8 protein-coding genes are annotated in these 8,005 nt (G+C 69.4%); 3 read left to right on the forward strand and 5 right to left on the reverse strand.

All coding sequences use genetic code 11. The features are described 5' to 3' along the window. The first annotated feature begins 60 nt into the window (after positions 1-60). Both lipB and CS1GBM4_RS01340 read left to right on the forward strand, forming a co-directional pair. Entirely contained in the window at positions 61-765 is a 705-nt protein-coding gene (lipB, locus tag CS1GBM4_RS01335; protein ID WP_186416867.1) for a lipoyl(octanoyl) transferase LipB, read from the forward strand. A 67-nt stretch (positions 766-832) separates the two neighbouring features. Beyond that, positions 833-1,030 (forward strand): hypothetical protein, encoded by a 198-nt coding sequence (locus CS1GBM4_RS01340; RefSeq protein WP_186416868.1) that lies wholly within the window; start codon positions 833-835, stop codon positions 1,028-1,030. A gap of 15 nt (positions 1,031-1,045) precedes the next feature. Here CS1GBM4_RS01340 and CS1GBM4_RS01345 read toward each other — a convergent pair whose 3' ends face one another. Genes CS1GBM4_RS01345 through CS1GBM4_RS01355 form a run of 3 tightly spaced genes read right to left on the reverse strand, consistent with a single transcriptional unit; the run spans position 1,046 to position 2,594 of the window. Continuing rightward, positions 1,046-1,666, reverse strand: a complete 621-nt coding sequence (locus CS1GBM4_RS01345; RefSeq protein WP_186416869.1) for a DNA-3-methyladenine glycosylase I — start codon at positions 1,664-1,666, stop codon at positions 1,046-1,048. Continuing rightward, on the reverse strand, positions 1,663-1,971 hold the full coding sequence (locus tag CS1GBM4_RS01350; protein ID WP_186416870.1) for a YciI family protein: 309 nt from the start codon (positions 1,969-1,971) through the stop codon (positions 1,663-1,665). Before CS1GBM4_RS01350 ends, CS1GBM4_RS01345 begins: the two co-directional genes overlap by 4 nt. A 41-nt stretch (positions 1,972-2,012) precedes the next feature. Next, positions 2,013-2,594 carry a TetR/AcrR family transcriptional regulator gene (locus CS1GBM4_RS01355; RefSeq protein ID WP_186416871.1) on the reverse strand — a complete coding sequence of 194 codons (582 nt, stop codon included), beginning with the start codon at positions 2,592-2,594 and terminating at the stop codon, positions 2,013-2,015. A 206-nt stretch (positions 2,595-2,800) separates the two neighbouring features. Here CS1GBM4_RS01355 and CS1GBM4_RS01360 point away from each other — a divergent pair, with 206 nt between their 5' ends. After that, on the forward strand, positions 2,801-4,408 hold the full coding sequence (locus CS1GBM4_RS01360; protein WP_186416872.1) for a carboxyl transferase domain-containing protein: 1,608 nt from the start codon (positions 2,801-2,803) through the stop codon (positions 4,406-4,408). Positions 4,409-4,538: 130 nt separating this feature from the next. On the opposite strand, the gene CS1GBM4_RS01365 is transcribed toward CS1GBM4_RS01360, so the two are convergent. Further along, the gene (locus CS1GBM4_RS01365) at positions 4,539-5,504 is read right to left on the reverse strand and encodes a tripartite tricarboxylate transporter substrate binding protein (RefSeq protein ID WP_186416873.1); all 966 of its coding nucleotides are present in this window, start codon (positions 5,502-5,504) and stop codon (positions 4,539-4,541) included. 306 nt (positions 5,505-5,810) lie between these two features. Beyond that, positions 5,811-8,005: autotransporter domain-containing protein (locus CS1GBM4_RS01370; RefSeq protein WP_186416874.1), on the reverse strand; the 2,195-nt coding region annotated here is incomplete at its 5' end.

Consider the following 8,005-nt stretch of genomic DNA (forward strand, 5'->3'; position numbering starts at 1 on the left):
GGCGAAGCGAATGGGCGCAGCACCGGTTTCCAAGAGTTGAACGGACAGGGTTAAGGCAAGGTGAAGACGCGCGAGGCGCTTTCGGTGTCGTTCCTGCCGGCGGCGGGCTCCGAGCCGGTCGAATGGCTGATCGCCGAGGAGCCGGTCGGCTATGAGGCCGCCGTCGCCGAGATGGAAGCGCGCGCCGCGCTGATCGCGGACGGTGCCGCCCGCGAGCGTGTCTGGCTTGTCGAGCATCCGGCGCTCTATACCGCCGGCACCTCGGCGAAGGACGCGGACCTGCTGACGCCGGAGCGCTTTCCGGTGCACCGCACCGGGCGAGGGGGCCAGTTCACCTATCACGGCCCCGGCCAGCGCGTGGCCTATGTCATGCTCGACCTGAAGCGGCGCGAGCCCGATCTGCGCCGCTTCGTCTCGGCGCTGGAGGCCTGGCTGATCGGCACGCTCGCCGCTTTCAACATCCGCGGCGAGCGGCGCGAGGAGCGCGTCGGCGTCTGGGTGCGCCGGCCGGAGAAGGGGGCGAATGCCGAGGACAAGATCGCCGCGCTCGGCATCCGCGTCCGGCGCTGGGTGTCCTTCCACGGCATCGCCCTCAATGTCGAGCCCGATCTCGGCCATTTCGACGGAATCGTGCCCTGCGGCGTCTCAGACCAGGGCGTCACCTCCCTGGTCGATCTCGGCCTGCCGGTGACCATGCCCGAGGTCGACAGCGCGCTCAGGGCGGAGTTCGAGCGGGTCTTCGGCCCGACCGTCGCGGTTTCCTGACGTTTACCTTGCGTTGACCATCCGCCCGGATGCTCTGCCCCGTGACGAGCCAACCACGGGGACGACGATGAGGATCATCTTCGCGGGCTGCCTGGCGGCCCTGCTTTCGGCCTGCACCACGACCGAGGAGCGGATCGCGGGCGCAGCCGCCGGCGCTGGAACGGGCGCGATCATCGGCGGGCCGATCGGCGCGGTCGCAGGCGGAGCGGTCGGCGCCATCGCCGCCCCGACCGTGACCGGCTCGGTCCGGCGCATGCGCGAATAGCGGCGCGACCTCCGCTCAGGCGGCCGGTCGCCCCGGCCGCGGGAAACCCGCCCTCGCGCGCTCGGCCTCCGTCCGGATGACGCAGCCTTCGACATGGTCGTTGATCAGCCCCATCGCCTGCATGAAGGCATGGACGGTGGTGGGGCCGACGAAGCGCCAGCCGCGCCGCTTCAGCTCTCTGGACAGAGCGATCGACGCGGCCGATGTCGAGGCGCTCTGCGGTGCCGCGATCTGGTCGGCGGCCGGCTCGTAGCGCCAGATGAACGCCGCCAGCGAGCCGAATTCGGCGATGATCGCCTGCGCCCGCCGGGCATTGTCGACGACGGCTTCGATCTTGTCGCGATGGCGCACGATGCCCTCGTCCCCGAGGAGACGGGCGACATCCTGCTCGCCGAAGCCGGCGATGCGATCGACGTCGAAGCCGGCGAAGGCCCGGCGGAAGTTGTCGCGTTTGGCGAGGATGGTTCGCCAGCTCAGCCCGGACTGGAACGCCTCGAGCGACAGCTTCTCGAACAGGCGATGGTCGTCGCCGACCGGATATCCCCACTCCGTGTCGTGGTAGGCCAGGAACTCCGGCGCCGCCGCGCACCAGCGGCAACGCGGCCTGCCGTCCGGTCCGGAAATGGTCGCGCTCACCTTTCGGCCCCCGGAGCGCCGTCGAGCAGGAAAGCGAGGCGCTCGTCGGCCTTGCCGGGCGCGACCGGGAGGATTTCGGCCTCGACGACGCGCTCGGCGACGAACGGGTCCTCGTCGACGCGGGCCCGGAGCTCCGGCAGCGTGGCGGCATGCGCCAGGATGGCGCCGCCGAGCTTGGGCTGGAGGCTGCCGGCGAGCAGGAAGACGCCCTCGGCGAAGCCGCGCCTCAGCCAGGCATTATGGCCGGCCATCAATTCGCCGGCCCGGCCGACATTCCGCGAGAATCTGAGCAGGACGATGAACATGCTGTACCTCTTCGTGAGCGCGGCGGGTAGGGCGGGCAGGATCAGCCGGGCTGCGGCGAGGGGCGCTGCGCTTCCAGCCAGGCGTGCATCTGCGCGACTTCGCGGCGGATGAAAGCCTCGTCGCGAAAGGCGCTGGCGAGCGTGGCGACGCCCTGGCTGCGGACCAGCAGCTCCATGGCGAGCGCGTCGGCATCGGCCGAACGGCCGAACCGGGCGAATTCGCGGCCGAGCCAGTCCCGGAACAGCGTGAAGATCGCGCCGGCCCGGGAACGGGCGCCATGGTCGAGCTTCGCCAGCTCGTTGCAGAGCGTGCCGACCGGGCAGCCATGGGCCATGATCTTCGTCCGGTTGGCGACCAGCATGTCGATGAAGCTGCGGATGCGGCCGGCCGGTTCGTCCGAGCCTTGCGCCCAGGCGGCGAGCATGGCGGCGGTCCGTTCCAGGCGCAGTGCGATGACCGCGTCGAGAATCTCGTCCTTGCTCTTGAAATGATAGTAGAAATTGCCGCGGGAGATGCCGAGCTGGCCGGCGATGTCGGCGAAGGAGGTATGGTCGAAGCCGGCCTCGTAGAACAGCCGGTCGGCCGTCTCGACGATGAGCCCGCGCGTATCCTTACCGGTCACCACATCCCCTCCGGCCGACGCTTCGTCCTGGTCGAATGCCTAGGTCGATTGTCCTAATCGGCTTCTAGGACGACTGTCCGACATGGTCAAGCCCGCGGCGACCGCCGCTTCGGCTTTGCGCACGGCGCATCTGTGCGCCGCCGCCGGTTTGCCTTTTGCGTCGAGCGCGCCATAACCGGGGCAAGACTATCGCAAGGGAGCGCGCCGTGGCGGTCATCGAGAGCAAGGTCGACCTCAATTCGGCCGAGGCGCGCGCCAATACCCAGGCCTGGACCGTGCTGCGCGAGCAGTTGCTCGAGCGGCGCGCCGTCGCTGCGCTCGGCGGCAACGCCCGTTCGCGCGAGCGCCATACGGCGCGCGGCAAGCTGCTGCCGAGGGAGCGGGTGCTGCGCCTGCTCGATCCCGGCTCCGCCTTTCTCGAGATCGGCTCGCTCGCCGCCTTCGACATGTACGACAAGGACGTGCACGGCGCTGGCATGATCGCCGGCGTCGGCCGCGTTTCAGGGCGAGAGGTGATGGTCGTCTGCAACGACGCCACCATCAAGGGCGGCACCTATTACCCGATGACGGTGAAGAAGCATCTGCGGGCGCAGGAGATCGCGCGCGAGAACAGGCTGCCCTGCATCTATCTGGTCGATTCGGGCGGCGCCAACCTGCCGCACCAGACCGAGGTCTTCCCCGATCGCGAGCATTTCGGCCGGATCTTCTACAACCAGGCGACCCTGTCGGGCCTCGGCATCCCGCAGATCGCGGTGGTGATGGGCTCCTGCACCGCCGGCGGCGCCTATGTGCCGGCGATGTCGGACGAGACTGTGATCGTCAGGAACCAGGGCACCATCTTCCTCGGCGGTCCGCCTCTGGTGAAGGCCGCGACCGGCGAGGTGGTCTCGGCCGAGGACCTCGGCGGCGCCGACGTCCATGCCAGGCTCTCGGGCGTCGCCGATCACTATGCCGGCGACGACACCCACGCGCTCGCGATCGCGCGGCGGATCGCCAGCAATTTCAACAGCGTCAAGCGGCCCGACATCGACATCGCCGAGGCGGCCGAGCCGCTCTACGGGGCGGACGAGCTCGACGCCGTGGTGCCGACCGACCTCAAGAAGCAGTACGACATCCGCGAGGTCATCGCCCGGCTGGTCGACGGCTCGCAGCTCGACGAGTTCAAGCCGCTCTACGGCTCGACGCTGGTCACGGGCTTCGCCCGGATCCACGGCATCCCGGTCGGCATCATCGGCAATAACGGCATCCTGTTCTCGGAGAGCGCGCTCAAGGGCGCGCATTTCATCGAGCTCTGCTGCCAGCGCCGCATCCCGCTGCTGTTCCTGCAGAACATCACGGGCTTCATGGTCGGGCGCGAGGCCGAGACGCGCGGCATCGCCAAGGACGGCGCCAAGCTGGTGACCGCGGTCGCCTCGGCGCGGGTGCCGAAGATCACCGTGCTGGTCGGCGGCTCGTTCGGCGCCGGCAATTACGGCATGTGCGGGCGCGCCTACTCGCCGCGCTTCCTGTTCGCCTGGCCGAACTCGAAGGTCTCGGTGATGGGCGCCGAACAGGCGGCGAGCGTGCTCGCGACCGTCCGCGGCGACAATCTCGAGGCCGAAGGCAGGCCCTGGTCGGCCGAGGAGGCGGAGGCCTTCAAGGCACCGATCCGCGACAAGATCGAGGCGGAGGGCTCGCCCTATTACGCCACCGCCCGGCTCTGGGACGACGGCATCATCCTGCCCTCGGAGACGCGCCGCGTCCTGGCGCTGGCCTTCTCCGCCTGCCTCAACGCCGAGATCCCGGAGACGCGCTTCGGCGTGTTCAGGATGTAGGGCGCCCCACAGCCGTCATGCCCGGGCATGACCCGGGCATCTCAGGCCGGAGAAGGCGCCGACGGGTGCCTTCTCGTCGTGAGATTCTCGGGTCTGCGCTTCGCTTCGCCCGAGAATGACGGCCAAGCCGTCAGTTCTTCGCCAGGCCGAGATCCTTCAGCACGCCGTTGCCGCGCTCGCCGAAGCTCTTCACATAGGCCTGCAACTCGGCGGGCGTGTCCCAGACAGGGGTGATGCCGCGATCGGCCATGCCCTTGCGGACATCCTCGCGCTTCATCGTGCGCGCGGCCGCCTCATAGAGGATCTTGCGGCGATCGTCCGGGACGCCCTTGGGCGCGGCGATGGCGAACCAGTTCTGATAGGTCCAGTCGAGACCCGCCTCCTTGGCACTGGGGACGTCCGGGAAGTTCGGGTGGCGCTCCTCGGTCATCATCAGGATGGTGCGCACGCGCCCGCCCTCCAGCATCGCCTTGGCCTCGATCGGCGAGCCGGTGAAGGCGCTGATGCCGCCCGCGGCGAGGTCCTGCAGCGCCGGGGCGCCGCCATTGCTCGGCACCCAGCGGATCTGGTCGGCCGGGAGGCCGGCCGCCTTCATCAGCCCGCCAGAGGCGATGTGCCAGGAGCCGCCGGTGCCGGTGCCGGAGGAGGTGAAGGTGCCCTTCGGGCTCTCCTTCACCGCCTTGAGGAAGTCGGCGACGCTCTTGTAGGGCGAATCCGCCTTGACGGTGACGCCGGCCGGGATGAGCGAGACGCGCGAGAACATGTCGACGCTCTCGGGCGTCAGATCGCCGAGGCCGAGCGTCTTGAAGAAGGATATCTCCGGGCTGACGCCGCCGATGGAATAGCCGTCCGGTGCGGCCGTCGCGATCGCGGTATGGCCGGTGACGCCGCCGCCGCCGGTGCGGTTGACCACGTTGACCGGCTGCTTCAGCTCGGCCTCGAGCCCGGCGGCGAAGATGCGCATCACCGAATCCATGCCGCCGCCGGCCGCCCAGGGCACGATCAGCTGCACCGGCCGATCCGGAAAGGCGAAGGCCGGCGCCGCGCCGATGGCGAGCGCGGCGACGCCCAAAGCGAGCTTGCGGAAACCCTTCATCATGCTCCTCCCATGCTTGTCGTCATTTCTTGCATGCAAGGAGTAGAGCGCCCGTGCCGACGCGGCAAGTGTGTATGCGGAATTTTGTATGCAGGGCTACGCCGTGCCCGTCGCGCCGTGGCGTCGGTTTCGATCAGCGCGCGGCTGACGATCTCCCTCTCCGGCTCTCTCCACGAGGCGGGAGGGAGGGCGCCGCGCCTTCCGTCATTGCGAGCCTAGGCGAAGCAATCCAGTGGCGGCAGCGCTCGGCGGCCCCTGGATTGCTTCGTCGCTCACGCTCCTCGCGGATGGGCCGGCGTGGCCGCCTCAGAACCTGACCGCCAGCACGCCCTTGAAGGCGTGGTCCTGAGCGTCTTCGGCGAGCTGGCCGGTATAGGACGCTCCGAGCGTGGCGTCTCGGCCGATGGCGAGGTCCACCCCCGCTTCCACCAGCGCGGCATCATTGGCGATCGGGACGCCGGCGACGGTGAACGGGCTCGAGCCCGAGAAGGCGAGCATCGCCTCCGGCTTCACCTCGCCGAAGGCATGGCGCCAGGCGAGGGCCCCGCGCAAGGTCAGGTCCATGCCTTGCAGGCGGAGGCTGGCCGAGGCGCGCAGCCCCAAAGCCGAGTAGCCGACCCGCGTGTCGCCGTAACGCGCGCCGAGGGCGGCTGCTCCGCCTGTCTCGCCGAAGCTATCGCTGCGCAGGTCGACATAGGTCAGGCTCGCAAAGGGCTCGAGCGCGACCTGGCCGAGCGCGATCCGGTAGCCCATCTCGCCGAAGAGCTGCGCCGTGCCGGCATCGTAATCGGCGCGCAGCCTGTCGCCGAAGCCGGCGAAGGCGACGGTGCGGCGGGTCGAGAGGTCGTGCCAGGTGTAGCTCGCCCCGAAGCGCAGGCCGAGCGCGCCCCATTGGCCGCCGCCATAGAGGCCGAGATGGTAGTTGTCGCTCTCGCCCGAGGAGAGCCTCGCATTCACGTCGAACACGCTGCGGCTATATCCGGCGACAATGCCGAAGCGCATGCTGTCGGCCACCGCGACGTCCGCGCCGATGAGAAAGCCGCCCGTCGAGCGCGTCAGCTTGGCGGCATTGCCGTCGCTATCGGTCCGGCCAAAGGCGCCATAGCCCTGGCCCCAGAGCGAGAAGCGCTCCGGCGCAGGCAGTCTCGGCATCGTCCCGTGGATGCGCGGCGCGAGACCGGCCGTGAAACCATAGGCCAGCGTCCCCATGGGCGCGGCGCCGACGGCGCCGAAGGCAGAGCGCAGCCGGTCGTTCATCGCATTGCGCAGGAGCCAGCTCTCCTCGACCAGCGCCGTCCGGGCCGAGGCGTGGATCTCACCCGAGAGCTGGTCGAAGGCCCGGCGGGCGGAGGCGGCGTCGAGCACTAAGAGGCTGTTGTAGAGCGCCAGCGTGCCCCCCGCCTGCGGCAGCGTGTTGAGCGCAAGCGCGGTCGTGAGCTGGTTCGGAGTCTCGACGACGCCCTGGAACACGCGCGGCGGCGTGGACGGGTCCGTATCGGGATCCGGCGAGGTGCCGCTGCCCTTGACCTGGATGACGAGGTCGAGCTGGTTGGATTGCTGGTCGAGCGTGAGATCGAGGAAGGCCGAGTTCGAGACGGTGGCGGCGGCAGTGCCGCTGATCCCGCCGGAGGCGGTGAGGATCGTATAGCGCTGGCCGCTGGCATAGCTGGTCTGCGGGTCGAGGGCGGTAACGCTGACCTGGCTGCCGGTGATCGTCGCGGCACCGGTCACCGCGATGCGATCGGAGTCACCATTTCCCGTGATCTCGACCTCGTAGGTCGAGCCCGGCGACAGCAGAAGATCGCCGTTGACGGTGAGCGTGCCGATCGAGTTGCCGGGGGCGATCGTCGCGCCTGACTGGATCGTGGTGGCGCCGACCGTGCCTGAGCCGCCGAGCTCCGCCCCGCTCATCACGGTGACCGCCGAGGCGGCGAGCGAGCCGTTGACCGAGAGCTTGCCGGCCTCGACAGTGGTCGAGCCGACGAGCGCGCTCGTGCCGGTCAGGTCGAGATCGCCCGCGCCGCGCTTGGTGAAGGAGCCGGTTCCGTCGATCGCATTGGCGAAGCCTGCGTCGCTCGGCTGGTCGATCACCAGCGCGCCGGTGATCTCGATCGCGCCGCTGCCGAAGCTCGTCGCCGATCCGATCAGCGTGCCCTGCGCGATCGTCGTCCCGCCGGAATAGGTGTTGGTTCCGGTCAGGGTGAGCGCTCCGGCGCCCTGTTTCTGCACGTCTCCCGTGCCCGAGATCGCGCCGGCGAAGGCGATATCGTCCGAGCGGTTGAAGACGAGCGTGCCGTTGTCGACGACAGCGCCGGTGATCGAACCCGAGGTACCGCCGTCGCCGATCTGCAAGACGCCGCCGGCGATCGTCGTGCCGCCGGAATAGGTGTTGGTTCCGGTCAGCACCAGGGTGCCGTTCCCGGTCTTCGTCAGGGCGCCGCTGCCGCTGATGTCGCCCGACCAGGACAGGTCGGCATCGGTCTGGACAATGCCGCCGGCCG

The sequence above is a fragment of the Allobosea sp. CS1GBMeth4 genome, assembly GCF_900185715.1.
In the GTDB taxonomy this organism is placed as follows: domain Bacteria; phylum Pseudomonadota; class Alphaproteobacteria; order Rhizobiales; family Beijerinckiaceae; genus Allobosea.

Bases quoted from the DNA above. Each gene is read 5' to 3' on its own strand.
- CS1GBM4_RS01340 (WP_186416868.1), top strand. From the start codon at position 833: ATGAGGATCATCTTCGCGGGCTGCCTGGCGGCCCTGCTTTCGGCCTGC.
- CS1GBM4_RS01350 (WP_186416870.1), bottom strand. From the start codon at position 1,971: ATGTTCATCGTCCTGCTCAGATTCTCGCGGAATGTCGGCCGGGCCGGC.
- CS1GBM4_RS01365 (WP_186416873.1), bottom strand. From the start codon at position 5,504: ATGAAGGGTTTCCGCAAGCTCGCTTTGGGCGTCGCCGCGCTCGCCATC.